This is a genomic window from Rhizobacter sp. OV335, assembly GCF_900142965.1.
Taxonomy (GTDB): Bacteria; Pseudomonadota; Gammaproteobacteria; order Burkholderiales; family Burkholderiaceae_C; genus Rhizobacter.
On the sequence record NZ_FRCQ01000004.1, the window covers coordinates 167,028 to 183,798 of the forward strand.

Genomic DNA, 16,771 nt, shown 5'->3' on the forward strand with positions numbered 1-16,771 from the left:
ACCCGGATTCACCCCTTCGCGCCGGCCTTCACCGCCACCGCCGGCGGCAGCTCCTTGCTCTGCAGCAGGCGCACCTGCGTCACCAGGTGGTTGTGCGCATCGAGGAACGCGGCGGCGATCACCTTGCCCTCGTTGCTGTTGCTCCAGCCGGCACCGGCCGCGCCGCCCAGCTTGCCGAGCACCAGGCCGCCCATGCCAAGGTCGGTCACGCGCACTGAACCGGTCGACGCGGCCAGCTGCTCGGTGGTCTCGTTGTCGGTCAGCAGCAGCGCGACCTGCGCTTCCTTCAGCTTCACGCTGTCGGCCATGCCGACGAACTTGTTCAGCACCGGGATCATCCCGAGGATGCCGCCGATCTCGCGGCCGGCATTCTGCTCGCTGAAGGTGAGGCTGGGCGTCAGCGAGTACTGCGCCTCGTAGCCCTTGCCCTTGGCGACCGTGCCGTTCTGGCGCAGCACGCCGGCGTTCTTCAGCTCCTGCTCCTGCACCGTGGCGCGCAGGCCGGCCGAGCGATCCACCACGCGGAAGCACCCGCTCTGCTGCGCCAGCAGCCGGATCAGCGGCACCGGCGACTGCGGCAGGTTGTAGCCCGACACCATCGTGTAGCCGTTCGGGTTCTCGACCAGCGCGAGCGTCGCCACCGGCGCATCGCACCTCACCAGTTCGCGCGCCGCCGATTGCGCACCGGCGGGGCCGGCCGAGCCGGTCACCACCGAACCGCCTTCGCCGAGCTGAGCGCCCTGCTTGCCGCAGCCGGCAACGATCAATGCCAGCACCAGTCCTGATGCAACGGTGACACGGTTCATGCGGAGCCTTTCCAAGCTATCTATACCAAGCAAGACATCGATCATGCCAGCGCAACACCCGGCATCAGGCAGGCACCCCTCAGTTGCGGGTCTGCCAATTGGTAGCACTTTGTTCTCGGTTGGCATGTCTTGCGCATCTGCACAAGTTCTGCAATTTCGGTCCGCAAGCTCCCTGGATCCCGCAGCAGCCTCCGGTGCACCCTTCGCGCCGGCCGGCACTTTCCAGGAGTAGACGACTGCCATGACGCATCCGGCCCCCATCAACACGGTTCGCTCCGGCTCATTCCGACCCTGGCGCCCTGCCATGGCCTTGCTGGTCGCCTTGCTCATCGCGGGTTGCGGTGGAGGCGGTGGAGGCGGCAGCACCACGGATGACACGGCCACGCCCGGCGTGATCGTCGAAGCGGTCCCGGCCGCGGTCACCGACCTGACGGCCACTTCCAGCAACGACGCGATCGTGCTGAGCTTCAAGGTGGCGAATCCGCAGAACGTGACGGCCTTCGAAGCGGTCTGCACCGGCAGCGGCCCGACGGTCACGGCACGCAGCCCCTCGCACGGCACGGCCACCGACACGATCACCGTGACCGGCCTGACCAACCCACAGAACTACACCTGCACGGTCAGTGCGATCAACAGCAGCGGTGCCGGCGTCGCGTCGAGTCCGGTGCAGCCCACGGCCGACCCGTCGACGGGGAACGGCACCCCCGACGCCCCCAGCGCACTGCACATGGACGCCGCGCCGACCTCGGTGGTGATCAGTTTCTCGGAGGCCAGCGTCTCGGGCGGCTCCGCCGTCAGTTCGTACGTCGGCATCTGCGTCGGCGACAAGACCGCCTACAGCTATGCCGTCGCGAGCCCGATCACCGTGCTCGGGCTGACCGAGGGCGTGGCCTACACCTGCTCGGTCACTGCCGTGAATGCACAAGGCCTGGGCACCCCGTCGGCCACGTCGGTGGTGACACCGTTGGCCAAGGCTGCGGCCACCGCCGGCGCACCAGCGGCACCGACGATCAGCGCCGTCAAGGGCGCCCCGAGCTCGGCGGTCGTCGAGTTCAACAAGACCAGCGTGGGCGCCAGCGCCGCCAAGCGCCGCTCGCTCGGCTCGGCCACCGAATCGGGCACGCTGTACCACGCGACCTGCTCGAAAGACGACAGCGTCGTCAGCGTCGAATCGGCCGGCAGCCCGATCACGGTGCCGCAGCTGGTGAACGGTGCGACCTACAGCTGCACCGTCACCGCAACGACGACCGCCGGCACCAGCGATCCGTCCAACGCGATGACTGTCGTGCCGCGCACGGTGCCCGAAGCGCCGACGCTCACGCTGGTCAGCGCCGGCGACAGGATCGCCACGCTGAACTTCACCGCGCCGGCCGGTTCGCCCGGGACGCCCGCCGATGGCGGCTCGACGATCACCGGCTACCACGCGACCTGCACGGGGGGCACGCAGACGGCGACGGGCGATGCCACCAGCGCGGGCTCGGTGGTCGTGGCCGGCCTGGTCAATGACCAGCAGTACACCTGCAGCGTGGCCGCGGTCAACGCCGCCGGCACCGGCAAGGCATCGGCCGGGCAGCCCGTGACGCCGGTCGCCTCGACGGCCCCGACCGGTGGCACCGTCGCGAACGCACCGCAGGATGTGCGGGTGATCACGACCGACACCACCGCAGTGATCAGCTTCACGCCGGTCACCGACAGCAGCTTGCCGGTGCTCGACTACACCGCCACCTGCACCAGTGCCGACTCGATCGTCACCGCGACCGGCACCAGCTCGCCGATCACGGTCAGCGGCTTGTCGTACGGCGTCAGCTACAGCTGCGTGGTCACGGCCCGCACCCGGGACGGCAGCGGCACGCCATCGGAAGGGCAGCCCGCGAAGCCGGCCGGCACGGTGCCGGCCGCCCCGACGCTGATCGACGCGACGCCCGGCGATGCTGCGATCACCCTGGTCTTCACCGCCAACTCCGACGGCGGCTCCGCGGTGACCGCCTTCACCGGCACCTGCGGTGATGACAAGACAGGCACAGCAGCCACCAGCCCGGTGACGGTCAAAGGGCTGAGCAACGGCAGCATCTACGCGTGCTCGGTGACGGCCACGAATACATTCGGCACCGGCCCCTCCAGTGGGACCAAGAACGCCAAGCCACGCACGGTGCCGCAGCCACCGACCGCAGTGCAGGCGAAGGCGGGCAACACGACGATCACGGTGACCTACACCGAGCCGATCAACAAAGGCGGCGCGGAGATCACCGGCTACACCGCGTGGTGCCAGAACGGCAACAACATCTTCACGGCACCGTCCACTACGGCCACCGACACCAGCATCACGGTGTCAGGCCTGAGCAACGACAGCGAGTACACCTGCTGGGTGACGGCAAGCAACACCGCCGGCCCGAGCGTGGCATCCGACCCCACCGTGAAGGCCACACCGTCCGCAACCGTCGTCGAGGCGCCGCTGTACGCGGCGACCAACCTCGGCAAGAGTGCCGGTGACGGCACGCTGACGGTCACGTTCGATCGTCCCGTGTCCAACGATCCAAGCACCACCTATGAGCTGATCTGCTCGCCGGACGGCATCGACGTCAGCGCCGGCCCGGCCTCCCAGGTCACGGCCAAGGGGACCAATGGCACGACATACACCTGCTGGATCCGCGCCATGCTCGGCTCGCAACACAGCGATTCAGGCTCCGTGCATGTCACGCCCAATGCGAAGCCCGCGGTACCGGAGTTCTCGGTGACGGTCGGCGACCGGCAGTTGAACTACTCGTTCACGCGGGTCGACGGCCTCACCTACACCGCCACCTGCTACAGCAGCGCGATCGACGGGAACAGTTTCAGCGTCACCGGATTGCCCAACGACGAGCCCTTCAGCTGCACGCTGACGGCCGCCAACAGCGGCGGCTCCGCGACCTCCGTCGCCACGGCAACGCCCAAAGCCGCCACGCCGGATGCCTTGCCCGCCACGCCGGTGCTCGCGGTGTCGGCAATCGGTGACCGGCAACTCGGCTTCAGCTTCACGCCGGCGACCGTCACCGGTGTCACCTACACGGCCATCTGCACGGGCGGCGGCAATTCCGTCAGCAGCGCCGGCGCCATTGCCAACGGCGCGTTCACCGTCACCGGGCTGACGAACAGCACCTCCTACAGCTGCACGCTCACCGCCCGCAACGGCGCCGGTCCGGTCGACTCGAATACCGTGTCTGGGACGCCGAACGTCAAGCCAGACAAGCCGACGATCGCGGTTTCGGCGGTGGGCGACAAGCTGCTCACCTACTCGTTCACGCCGGCGCTCAATGTCGAGAAGTACAGCGCCGCCTGCGATGGCATCCCCCCCTCCAGCATCACGGTCGGCGAAAAGACCTTCACGGTCACCACCCTGTCGAACTGGAACGACTACTACTGCACCCTGAAAGCCGAGAACAACGCCGGCTCGGCGACCTCCGACAGAGTCCTCGGCAGGTCGGTCGCCAAGCCCACGGCGCCGTCCGGCATCACTGTCACGCCCGGCGATGCGAGCGCGACGCTGAGCTTCAGCGGGAACAACGGGAGCGGCGTCACCTACTCGGCCACCTGCGTCGCCGGCGACAGCTTCACTGCCAATGCCAACGGCAGCCTGACGGTGAAAGGCCTGGTCAATGGCAGCACCTATGCCAACTGTGGCGTGACGGCCACCAACGGCAACGGTGACAAGACGACAACCGCAGTGCCCAGCTTCACGCTGCCGGCCGCGCCGACGAAGCCGACGATCCAGACCCCGTCACCGAGCAACAACCAGGTGACGCTGACTTTCAGCCCGGCCCAGAGCGGTGTCACCTACTCGGCCACCTGCGTCACTGGCGACAGCTTCACGAAAGTGTCCAGCACCCAACTGACCGTCACCGGCCTCGTCAACGCCTCGACCTACAACAATTGCCATGTCACGGCCACCAACGACACCGGTGGAGCGAAGACCACGTCCGACGCGGCACCGACCTTCACGTTACCGGCCACGAAGCCTTCCATCACGCAAGCTCAAGCGGGCGATGCGCAGATCGTGCTGAGCTTCTCCCCGAACGCCGAGAGCAACGTCGCCTACACCGGGAGCTGCAACGGCGTCACGAGCGTCGACAAGGCCTCGGATGGCAAGGTGACGGTGACGGGACTGGCCAACGGAACGGCCTATGCCTGCACGGTCGTAGCCACCAACTCGTCCAACGTGTCAGTCACCTCCGCAAGCACCAGCGTGACCCCGCTGGCCCAGGCAGCGCTGGGAGGGCCGATCCCCGGCGACGGCCAAGTGACGCTGAACTTCACAAAGCCATCGACCAACCCGAGCGGCACGCTCTACACGGCGAGCTGCGCAACCAGCGAGACCAACTGGGCGAGCGGCACGACGGTCGGCACGGGCTTCAGTGGCACCACCAGCCCCTTGAAGGTCACCGGTCTTGCCAACGGAAGCGTCTATGTGTGCGGGATCACGGCCTCAAAAGGGGCGGGAGTATCCAAAGCGTGGATGACAGTTGGGCTGCCGGTGCCGGCTACCGTTCCCGGCGCGCCGACGAGTGTGTCTTTGACGGTCACCTGCAGCGGATCGCAAGGAGGTATTTCCGATGGGACCGTTTCCTGGGGTCTTCCGAGTTCGGATGGAGGCGCCGCGGTGGACTACTTCACCGTAACCCTCGTGCAAAGCGCCACCGGCAGCACAACCTCGAAGACAACCCAGAACACCACTGGCGCGGCGGCCGGTTCAATGCAATGGACTGACATTGGCAGTGGTGCGGGCAAACTGACCGTCAAGGTATCGGCACACAACGCCATTGGCAATGGTCCTACCGCTGACACGGCTCCAAAGGCCGTCTCATGCTGGGACGGTGCCGTTCCGAAGTAACAGACGACGACCCGCCATCCAGAACACCGCCCTCCCGGGCGGTGTTTTTCATTCAGCCCGCCTGCGTCGCCTGCGGATTCCTCAAGCGAATATGCAGCTCCCGCAGCTGCTTCTCATCCACCGGGCTCGGTGCATGCGTCAGCAGGTCTTGCGCGCGCTGCGTCTTCGGGAACGCGATCACGTCGCGGATCGACTCGGCCTTGCTCTGCACCTCGGCGCGGTGGATACGGATCGGGCCACCGCGTAGATCTTCACGAACACGGGTCGGCCAATGCGTATCACTTTGTGCTCGGTTGGTATGTCTTGCGCATCTGCACACGTTCTGCAATTTCGGTCCGCAAGCTCCACAGATCCCGCAGCAGCCTCCGATGCACCCTTCGCGCCGGCCGGCACTTTCCAGGAGTAGACGACTGCCATGACGCATCCGGCCCCCATCAACACTGTTCGTCCCGGCTCATTCCGACCCTGGCGCCCTGCCATGGCCTTGCTGGTCGCCCTGCTCATCGCGGGTTGCGGCGGCGGCGGTGGAGGCAGCAGCACCACCGACGACACGGCAACGCCCGGCGTGATCGTCGAAGCGGTCCTGGCTGCGCCGACGGATCTCAGCGCGAAGGCCGGCGACAGCTCAGCGATCATCAGTTTCAGCGTCGCCGACCCGGCCGCCGTATCGGCCTTCCTCACCGAATGCGCCGTCGGCCAGACGGCCCCGGTCCGCCTCACCACACCATCGCACGGCACCGACACCGAGCAGGCCTCGCTGTCGCTGACGAACGACCAGACCTACACCTGCACCGTGACGGCTCTGAGCGCGACCACCGCCAGCCAACCCTCGACACCGGTGAAGGTCACGCCGAGCGGCAGCACGCCCGCTTCGGTGCCCGAAGCGCCGCGCGATGTCAGCGCAACCGCCGGCGACCGTTCGGCAACGATCTCGTTCACCGCACCGCTGTCGGACAACGGGTCTGCGATCGAGAACTACACCGCCACCTGCAGCGGCGGGGACGTGAACCGGTACAGCACCGCGACCGCCAGTCCGATCACCGTGCCCCTCGGCAACGATCCCAGCTACGACTGCAGTGTCGTGGCCACCAACGGCATCGGCGACGGCCCGCCCTCGTCTTCGGTGAAGGTGACGCCGGTCGCCGCCACGCCCGCATCGCCGAATGCGCCGTCCGCCGTCAGCGGCGTGTCCGCCCGCGGGGGCAACCAGAGCATCTCGGTCTCGTTCACCGCGCCGGCCGACGCCGGTGCCGGCGCCACCTACCAGGCCACCTGCACGGCGAAGGGCGTCGCGGTCAGCAACGAGTCGAGCGCCTCGCCGGTCACCGTCGGCGTCCTGGAAAACGGCACCGCTCACAGCTGCACGGTCACGACCATCATCGCCGGCTTGCGCAGCAGTGAATCGGCCTCGGCCACCGCCACGCCGTTCACCACGCCGAACGCCCCCACCACGGTGTCGGCAGTGGCCGGCGACACGTCGGCCACCGTCTCGTTCGGCGCGCCCGACAAGGACGGGGGTTCGCCGATCTCGCGGTACCTCATCGACTGCAGCCCGGGTTCGTCGTCGGCCCAGTCGGTCGCACCAGGCTCGGCCATCGTCGGCGGCCTCGTCAACGACACGCTCTACACATGCACCGTCAAGGCACACAACGATGCCGGCGACGGCCCCGCCGCCGCCACGACGGTGACGCCGTCGCGCTCGCAGGCGGCCGCCCCCGTCGCTGGCGAAACGGCGCCGCTGGCGCCCACCGCGACCGAGATCGTCGCCGGCAACGGAAGCGCCACGATCAACTTCGTGCCGTCGGCCTCGGGCAGCGTTGCCGCCTACTACATCGCGACCTGCAGTGCCGACCAGCAAGCCGACGCCCACGCCTCCGGCACGACCTTGTCGCTCACGGTGACCAAGCTGACGAACAACGTCAACTACGGCTGCACCGTCGTGGCCCACAACACCGTCGACAGCTCGCCTTCCAACAAGCTGTACGCGACGCCGGCCGCCGGCGTGCCCGACCGACCGACGAGCGTGAGTGGCGAGCCCCGCGATCAGTCCGCCCGGATCAGCTTCACGCCCGGCAATGACAACGGATCGCCGGTCAGGTCGTACGCCGCCTATTGCGGCGACACCCTGCCGGCGTACGGCAGCAGCAGCCCAATCGATGTCACCGGCCTGGTCAACGGCACGCTGTACTCGTGCTACGTCACGGCCACCAGCGACGCGGGCACCAGCCCCGACTCCGACACCGTCCCGGTCAAGCCCCGCACCGTCCCCGGCCAGGTGACCAGCGTCCAGGCCGCGGTCGGCGACGGCAAGCTGACCCTCGGCTTCACCAAGACGAGCGACACCGGCGGAGCGGACATCGACCACTACGACGGCAAGTGCAGCCTCGGCACGAGCAACCCGTCGACCGTCCAGATCGGTGCGGCCGGGACGTCCATCGTCATCCCCAACCTCACGAACGGCTCCACCTACACCTGCTGGGTCGTCGCCCACAACACGGCGGGTGACTCCGGCTATTCGACGATCACCCAGATCCCGAACGGCAGCGCGCCGACGGCACCGGCCCCGGACAGCATCGCGACCACCATCGACAACGGCACGCTGACCTTCACGCTTCCTTCGTCGTCCGGCAACAGTGCCGACACCACGACCTCGGTGAGCTGCAAGAACGACGACACGGCAGCGGTGAGCCCCGGCACATCGGCCGGCAACGGCACCTACGTCGTCAGCGACCTCACCAACAGTTCGAGCTACACCTGCACGATCACCGTCACCAACAGCGCCGGCAGCACCAGCACCGTCGTCAAGAAGGTGCCCAATGCGAGCAAGCCGACGGCTCCTACCGGCGTCGGCGCGACCACCGGCAACGCGCAGCTGACGCTGCGCTTCACCCCGCCGACGGCCAATCTGGGCGATGTCCTGTACACCGCCACCTGCCTCATCAACAACAAGGCCGCCGGCAACGGCTCGACCGGCAGCACCAGCCCGCAGACGGTGACCGCCCTCACCAATGGCCAGGCCTACTCGTGCTACGTCACGGCGACCAACAGCAAGGGTTCCAGCGACAGCATGCTGACGATCGGCATTCCGAACGCCGGTACGCCGAATTCACCGACGCTCACCAGCATCGGCGTCGCCGACCGGCAGCTGGCCCTGTACTTCACATCGAACAACAACCTGTCCGACGTGGCGTACCAGGGCTTTTGCTCGACAGCCGGCTCCGCGACGGTCTTCACCACCGTACTGCAGACGTCGACGGACGCGCTCATCGTCCCCGGCCTGACCAACGGCACAACCTACGGCTGCTACGTCACGGCCACGAACAACGTCGGCTCCAGTAAAACCGGTACCTCGTACAAGGAACCGAACGCCAGTCTCCCGCAGCCTCCCGACGTCGCGGTGTCGACCACGCCAGCAGACGGCCAACTGACGTTCGTGTTCAGCAAGCCGACCAACACGTCCGATGTCACCTATGGGGCGGTTTGCCAACGGGATGCAGGGCCACCGGTTTCCAATGTCGTCGTCACCAAGGGCGCCACGACCATCACGGTCGTCGCCAAGCAACTGACCAACGACGCCGAATACACCTGCTATGGCACGGCGACCAACAGCGTGGGCACGGCCATGGGGGGGGCCAACAAGGGCACGCCCTACACCACCTCTGCGCCGGGCACCCCGTCGACCCCCGCCGCAAGCGTGGGCGACTACCAGATCACCCTGACGTACACGGCCGGCTCCGAAGGCCATCTCGCCACCACCTATGCCGCCACCTGCACGCCGGTCGGTTCGAGCACCGGTGTGACGAAGGCCGGCAGCACCACGACCGCGACGGTCACCGGGCTCACCAGCGCCATTTCCTACACCTGCACCGTCAGCGCGACAAACGCCAAGGGCACCACCACGTCGCTTGCGAGTTCCGTCGTGCAACCCACGGGGGTTCCGGCCAGCCCGGCCGGCGCGGCGGCGCTTTCCGGCAATGCCTCGGCCACGGTGAGCTTCACAGCCGGCGCCACCGGCGGCTACGCCATCACGCAGTACACCGCCTCGTGCACCCCCGCCGCGGGCGGCACCCCGGTCCCGGTGAACGGCACGTCCAGCCCGATCACCGTGACGGGGCTGACCAATGGCACGCTCTACACCTGCAGCGTCAAGGCCACCAACAGCAAGGGAACGGGCCCGGCGTCCACTTCGGCACCGGTCATCCCCGCCACCAAGCCAGGCACGGTGCAGAACCTCGGCGTGACGGCGCTGGACGGCCAAGCCATGTTCACGTTCGATGCCCCGGCTTCGAACGGCGGCGCGGCCATCAGCAGCTATGCAGCCACCTGCACCTCGACCACCGACGCGTCGGACAGCAAGACGATCAACCAGCTCAGCACGCCGATCTACGTCACGGGTCTTACCAATGGCAAGAGCTACAGCTGCAGCGCCAAGGCATCGAACGCTGCAGGAACAGGTCCGTCGGCGATCTATGGCTCGAACGTGACACCGAGCATCGTTCCGCTGCCGCCGTTGACCGCCACCGCACTCGCCCAGAAGAGCCAGATCACGCTGACGTATTCCGCACCCGCGAACAACGCCACGATCGCGAGCTACACGGCCACCTGCACAGCCGCGGGGAGCAGCAGCCCGGTGGTCCGCACCGGGGTCTCGCCCGGGAGCCTTGTGTTCACCGGCCTGAGCAACGAAACGACCTACGACTGCACGGTGTACGCCACCAACAGCAGCGGCATTGCGGGGCCTGAGTACTCGCCTCACCTGTCGGTCGCGATGCCGACCGCCCCCGGGGTCCCCACGGTCACGTCCGCCACGCCCGGCAACACCTATGCCGACATCGAGTTCACCGCGCCGTCGTCGAACGGCGGAGACGCCATCAGTTCCTACACCGTCAATTGCCAAGGCGTAGAGAAGAGCACTGCCGCCTCGCCGTTCCGATTCACCGGCCTGACCAACAACCAGACCGCGTCGTGCAGCGTCAAGGCCACCAACGGCATTGGCAGCAGCCCCTCGTCGGCGGCGATGCAGGTGACGCCGGGACGCCCCGCGACACCGGAGGCACCGACCTACTCCCCCACCAGCGGGAAGATCGTCGCGGACGTTCGCATCGAGTCCGTCGCCAGCAGCGCCGTCAACGGTGGCGGCACGCTGCAGACTGCCTGGCTCACCTGCGGCAATGGAAACACGACCGCTCCGTTCGCCACCTCCGGAACGGCGATGACGGCCCATCTGTCGCTGACAGTGTCCTCAGGCAGCTACCTCTGCTCGTTGAAGGTCACCAACTCGCTCGGCGTCAGCAGCTTGTCGTCTGCGCTGACGTCGGTCCCGTCGTTGTGAGTCAGTTCCGCACATTCTCTGCACGAGAGTAACCGCAGCACGCCATCCAGGACACCGCCCTCCCCGGCGGTGTTTTTCATTCACCCCGCCTGCGTCGCCTGCGGATTCCTCAACCGGATGTGCAGCTCCCGCAGCTGCTTCTCATCCACCGGGCTCGGCGCATGCGTCAGCAGGTCCTGCGCGCGATCGGGCATCGCCAACGCTGTCACACCGCCGTCTGCACAGAGTCTCCATATTTGACCGCCAAGCTCGCATCCCTCCGCAACCCAGGGATCGGACATGACCACAGCATCGCTTTCTCCAGCTCGCACCCTTGCGCCATGGCTTGGCTTCCCCCTGATGCTGCTGGCGGCTTGCGGAGGCGACGGCAGTGCAGACGGGGCTGTCGGTGATGCGAGCCTGAGCGCACCGCTCAACCTGCAGGCCATCCCGGGCGATGCCTCGGCGACGCTGAGTTTCACCGTCACCGTGCCGCGGACCGACCTGCTCTTCCACGTCAGTTGCAGCGCTGACAACTCACAGGTGACGGTCAGCATGGTGTCGCACGCAACCGGCACCGAACAGATGCAGGTCACCGGCCTGACCAACGATCTCGCCTATTCGTGCACCGTGGCCGCCACCGATGCCAGCGGCGCCAGCGCGACCTCACAGCCGGTCCAGGTGACACCCACCGCGGCCGCCCCGGTTTCGCAGGTACCCGCTGCACCCACCGACGTGCAGGCCACGGGCGCCGATGCGTCGGTCATCGTCAGCTTTTCGGCGCCCGTCGCTACGGTGTCGTCGTACACCGTCACGTGCCAGGGAACCGAACTCAACGCCTACAGCACCGGCACGGCCAGCCCCATCACCGTCCCGGGGTTGGGCAACGGCCAGCGCTATGCATGCAGCGTCGTCGCAACGAACAGCGTCGGCGACAGCCCGGCTTCGGTGCAGGTCGAGGTGATCCCGGCAGCACCCGATGCACCGCCAGCCACCCGCCCCGACACGCCGACCATCCTCGGCGCTGCACCATCAGACGGCGCCCTGTCGGTGAGCTTCGAGCCCCCTGCCGGCATGGCCCCGCTGGCAACCTACCGCGCGACGTGTTCGGCGACCGGTGTCGTGGTGACAGCCGAGTCCAGCGCTTCGCCGGTGTTCGTCCCGGGATTGCAGAACGGCATGCCCTATGCCTGCAGCGTGACGACCAACACCGCCGCCGGCGCGAGCGACGCGTCTGCCGGCGTGACGGCCACACCGCGAACGGTGCCGGATGCACCACGGGGGATCTCGGCGACGCCCGGCAGCGGCGCTGCCACCGTGTCGTTCGATGCACCCTCGTGGAACGGCGGGGCGACCATCACGGCATATCAGGTGCGGTGCGTGGCCGGACTGCATGAAGCCAGCGTCGATACCGCCACCGCAGGCACGGTGGTCATCGCCGGTCTGGCGAACGACAGCACGTACAGCTGCAGCGTCACCGCCAGCAACGCGGCCGGCAGCGGCCCGGCATCGACGCCGGCGATGCAGGTCACGCCCGTGCTGTCGACCGGCACGCCGATCCCGGGCGTCGATCCGGTGCCTGCCGCACCCTCGCTCGCCAGCGTGACTGCCGGCAACGCGCTGGCGATCGTGAACTTCGCGCCGAATGCCCCGGACGCGTCCATCCTCTCGTACACCGCCGCCTGCACGACACGCGATCTGCCGAAGGCCAGCTTCAGCACCACGAGCGCAGGTTCGCCGATCACCGTCGGCGGCCTCTCCAATGGTCGCCTCTACGACTGCAGCGTCACGGCACGCAACGCGAGTGGCGACAGCCTGCCGTCGCTGAGCCTGGACGTCACGCCGCGACCCGCCGTGCCGCAGGCGCCGGAGTTGTTGTATGCAGAGCCCGCGAATGCGTCCGCCGTGCTGCGGTTCACGCCGCGCTCGGACAACGGCTCGCCGATCATCCGCTACGACGCGAGCTGCGACCTTCACCCCGCTTCGGGCACGGCTTCGCCGATCACGGTCGACGGACTGACGAACGGCACGCGCTACGCGTGCACGCTCACGGCCACCAACGCCGTCGGAAGCAGCGAAAGTTCGAACGCGCTGCCCGTCAGGCCGCTGACCATTCCGGATCCCGTCCAGGGGCTCGCCGCCCAGCCGGGCGACGGCAGCGTGACGCTCAGCTTCAGTGCGCCCGCGAGCGACGGCGGCGGCGACATCTCCGGCTATGCCGCCCGTTGCAGCGACAGCAACGGTACGAGCAAGTCCGTCCTTGCCGAGAGCACCGGCAGCCGCTCCATCATCGTTGTCGGCTTGAGCAACGGCGTCAGCTACAGCTGCGCGTTGATGGCCACCAACGGTGCCGGAAGCAGCACGGCCAGCCTCGTTGCGACCCCCAATGCATCGCTGCCCATCGCACCGACCTTCACGCTGGGTGACACCGTCATCGGCGATGGCGCATTGACTTTCAAGTTCGGCAAGCCGGCCGCCAATCTGAGCGACGTCAGCTACGCGGTGGCGTGCAAGCAGACTGCGACACAGACTCCGGTGTCGCCAAGCGGCCTGAACCTCGCGGCGAACCCATTCTCCGCATCGCTCACCGGCCTGCTCACCGGCATCAGCTACACCTGCACAGCCACTGCCACCAACAGCAAGGGCTCGGTGTCTGCCAGCGCCAGTGCCACGCCGAACAAGGCACCTGCCGCACCGACCTATGCCGCCGGCAACACCGTCATCGGCGACGGCGCACTGACTTTCAAGTTCGGCAAGCCGGCCGGCAACGGTGCCGACACGGCCTACTCGGCGAGCTGCAAGAACACCAGCACCAGCGCCGGCATCACGGCCACCGTCGCCACCGACACAGACCCGTTCATCGTCTCGCTGACCGGGCTCGCCAACGGCAGCAGCTACACCTGCACCGCCGTCGCCACCAACAGCAGGAGTTCGGCCTCCGTCAACGCCAGCGCCACACCGTACACGGCACCGACCACCCCCACCGTGCTGAGCGAAGGCAACGGAAGCTCCGTCGGAAACCAGGCGGTGACAGTCGCCTTCGCTGCTTCCTCGTCCACCGGCGACACAAGCAGCAGCCTGATCTACAACGCCAGTTGCACCAACATCGCCAACGCGGTCGACCAGAAGATCGTCAGCGGCAGCGCGAGTCCGATCGTCGTGTCGCCACTCACGAACGGCGCGACCTACCGGTGCAGCGTCACGGCGAAGAACAGCCATTCAGCGGCAAGTTCTCCGTCGGCCGAGCTGCAGCTGAGCCCGTACACGCTACCCGACGCACCGGGTCTCACCGTCAGCGTGATCGGCCCGCCCGCGCTCGTCACCGACGCGACGGCAAGTGACTATTCGTCCGCAGCGAATGCCAAACTGAAGCTCACGGTGACGGCGCCGGCATCGAACGGCGGCCGAGCCATCAGCCGCTATGACCTCGGCTGCGCCGCCGCCGGCCAGGCCGGCGTCACGCCGGTCACGCTGGCGGCAGCGGGCCCGGCGACCCTTGCCGGGCTGGCCAACAACGTCAGCTACAGCTGCTGGGCAACGGCTCACAACGTCGGCGGCGACAGCGCTGCAGCTGGTGGCGTTGCGTTGACGGCGAAGACTCAGCCAAGCGTTGTGACGTCGGTCAGCGCCTACGTCTGCAGCAGAAACCGTATCGTGCTCAAGTTCTCTGCACCAACCTACAACGGCGCAGCCGCCGTCACGGGGTACGTCGCGAAGCTCCAGGTCAACAACGCCAGTGGCGCCCTGGTCAAGACCTACGGCACGACGACACCGGGACAGACCACGTTCACGGGCCTCGCCTACGACACGGAATACTCCATGACCGTGTACGCCTCCAATGCCGTGGGCGATGGCCCCACCACCACGCTGACGCGAAAAACCTCTGGCGAAAGCGGCTTCGGGAGCGGATGGGAAAGTTGCCCGGAATAGCGGCGCGGCCCTCCGGGGCCGCACCCTTTGCTCATCCCGCCTGCGTCGCCTGCGGATTCCTCAGCCGGATGTGCAGCTCCCGCAGTTGCTTCTCATCCACCGGGCTCGGCGCATGCGTCAGCAGATCCTGCGCGCGCTGCGTCTTCGGGAACGCGATCACGTCGCGGATCGATTCGGCCTTGGTCATCAGCGTCACCAGGCGGTCGAGCCCGAAGGCCAGGCCACCGTGCGGCGGCGCGCCGTACTGCAGCGCGTCGAGCAAAAAGCCGAACTTCAGCTGCGCCTCTTCCGGCCCGATCTTCAGCGCGCTGAAGACCTTGCTCTGCACCTCGGCGCGGTGGATGCGGATCGAGCCGCCGCCCAGTTCCCAGCCGTTGAGCACCATGTCGTAGGCCTTGGCGATGCACTTGCCCGGGTCGGTGTCCATGTAGTTTTCATGGCCGTCCTTCGGCGCGGTGAACGGGTGGTGCACCGCGTTCCAGCGCTCGCCGTCGTCGTCGTACTCGAACATCGGGAAATCGACCACCCACAGCGGTGCCCACTTGTCTTCGAACAGGCCGTTCTTCTTGCCGAACTCGCTGAGGCCGATCTTCACGCGCAGCCCGCCGATCGCGTCGTTGACGACCTTGGCCTTGTCGGCACCGAAGAAGATCAGGTCGCCGTTGCGCGCGCCGGTGCGCGCGATGATCGCGGTGATCGCCGCGTCGTGCAGGTTCTTCACGATCGGGCTCTGCAGGCCTTCGCGGCCCTTGCCGGCGTCGTTCACCTTGATCCAGGCCAGGCCCTTGGCACCGTAGATCTTCACGAAATCGGTGTACGCATCGATCTCGCCGCGGCTCATCTCGCCGCCACCCGGCACGCGCAGCGCCACCACGCGGCCGTCGACCGCGTTGGCCGGCGCCGAGAACACCTTGAAGTCGACGTCCTTCATCAGCTCGGTGAGTTCGGTGAACTCGAGCTTCACGCGCAGGTCGGGCTTGTCGGAGCCGAAGCGGAACATCGCGTCGGCATACGTCATCACCGGGTACACCGGCAGCTCCACGCCGATGGTGGTGCGGAAGACGTTGCGGATCATCCCCTCGAACATGCCGCGGATCTCTTCCTCGGTCAGGAAGCTCGTCTCGATGTCGATCTGCGTGAATTCCGGCTGGCGGTCGGCACGCAGGTCTTCGTCGCGGAAGCACTTGGTGATCTGGTAGTAGCGGTCGAAGCCCGACACCATCAGCAGCTGCTTGAAGAGCTGCGGACTCTGCGGCAGCGCGAAGAACATGCCTTCGTTGACGCGGCTCGGCACCAGGTAGTCGCGCGCGCCTTCGGGCGTGCTCTTCGTCAGCATCGGGGTCTCGATGTCGATGAAGCCGTTGGCATCGAGGAACTTGCGCACCTCCATCGCCACGCGGTAGCGCAGGATCAGGTTTTTCTGCATCGCCGGGCGGCGCAGGTCGAGCACGCGGTGCGTCAGGCGCGTGGTCTCCGACAGGTTGTCGTCGTCGATCTGGAACGGCGGCGTGACACTCGGGTTCAGCACCTCGAGCTCATGGCACAGGATCTCGATCTTGCCGCTGGTGAGGTTGCTGTTCTCGGTGCCGGCCGGGCGCGGGCGCACCTTGCCGACGATCTTCAGGCAGAACTCGTTGCGCACGCCCTCGGCCGCCTTGAACATCTCGGCGCGGTCGGGGTCGCATACCAGTTGCACCAGGCCTTCGCGATCGCGCAGGTCGATGAAGATCACGCCGCCATGGTCGCGGCGGCGGTGGGCCCAGCCCATCAGGGTGACGGTCTGGCCCATCAGTGCCTCGCTGACGAGGCCGCAATACGTTGTTCTCATGTGTCTTCTCCGGAATCGGTCATCGTGGCCGG

The 16,771-nt window shown here is 67.3% G+C and carries 5 protein-coding genes and 1 pseudogene; 3 read left to right on the plus strand and 3 right to left on the minus strand.

Features of this window, described 5'->3' with window-relative positions; translation table 11 throughout:
- Nucleotides 1–8 precede the first annotated feature (8 nt).
- Nucleotides 9–806 carry a CsgG/HfaB family protein gene (locus tag BUE42_RS06045; RefSeq protein ID WP_073463714.1) on the minus strand — a complete coding sequence of 266 codons (798 nt, stop codon included), beginning with the start codon at nt 804–806 and terminating at the stop codon, nt 9–11.
- 304 nt (nt 807–1,110) lie between these two features.
- On the opposite strand from BUE42_RS06045, the gene BUE42_RS06050 reads away from it, so the two are divergent.
- Entirely contained in the window at nt 1,111–5,670 is a 4,560-nt protein-coding gene (locus BUE42_RS06050) for a beta strand repeat-containing protein (RefSeq protein WP_073463715.1), read from the plus strand.
- 52 nt (nt 5,671–5,722) lie between these two features.
- Here BUE42_RS06050 and BUE42_RS31475 read toward each other — a convergent pair.
- Nucleotides 5,723–5,920 (minus strand): annotated as a pseudogene (locus BUE42_RS31475) (aspartate--tRNA ligase); the annotation flags it as partial.
- Nucleotides 5,921–6,148: 228 nt separating this feature from the next.
- Between BUE42_RS31475 and BUE42_RS06055 the strand changes: the two are divergent.
- Nucleotides 6,149–11,002 carry a beta strand repeat-containing protein gene (locus BUE42_RS06055; RefSeq protein WP_073463716.1) on the plus strand — a complete coding sequence of 1,618 codons (4,854 nt, stop codon included), beginning with the start codon at nt 6,149–6,151 and terminating at the stop codon, nt 11,000–11,002.
- Nucleotides 11,003–11,281: 279 nt separating this feature from the next.
- Nucleotides 11,282–14,911 (plus strand): fibronectin type III domain-containing protein, encoded by a 3,630-nt coding sequence (locus BUE42_RS06060; protein ID WP_083613910.1) that lies wholly within the window; start codon nt 11,282–11,284, stop codon nt 14,909–14,911.
- Between the two features lie 31 nt (nt 14,912–14,942).
- On the opposite strand, the gene aspS is transcribed toward BUE42_RS06060, so the two are convergent.
- Nucleotides 14,943–16,739 carry an aspartate--tRNA ligase gene (gene aspS / locus BUE42_RS06065; RefSeq protein ID WP_073463718.1) on the minus strand — a complete coding sequence of 599 codons (1,797 nt, stop codon included), beginning with the start codon at nt 16,737–16,739 and terminating at the stop codon, nt 14,943–14,945.
- Nucleotides 16,740–16,771: the final 32 nt, after the last annotated feature.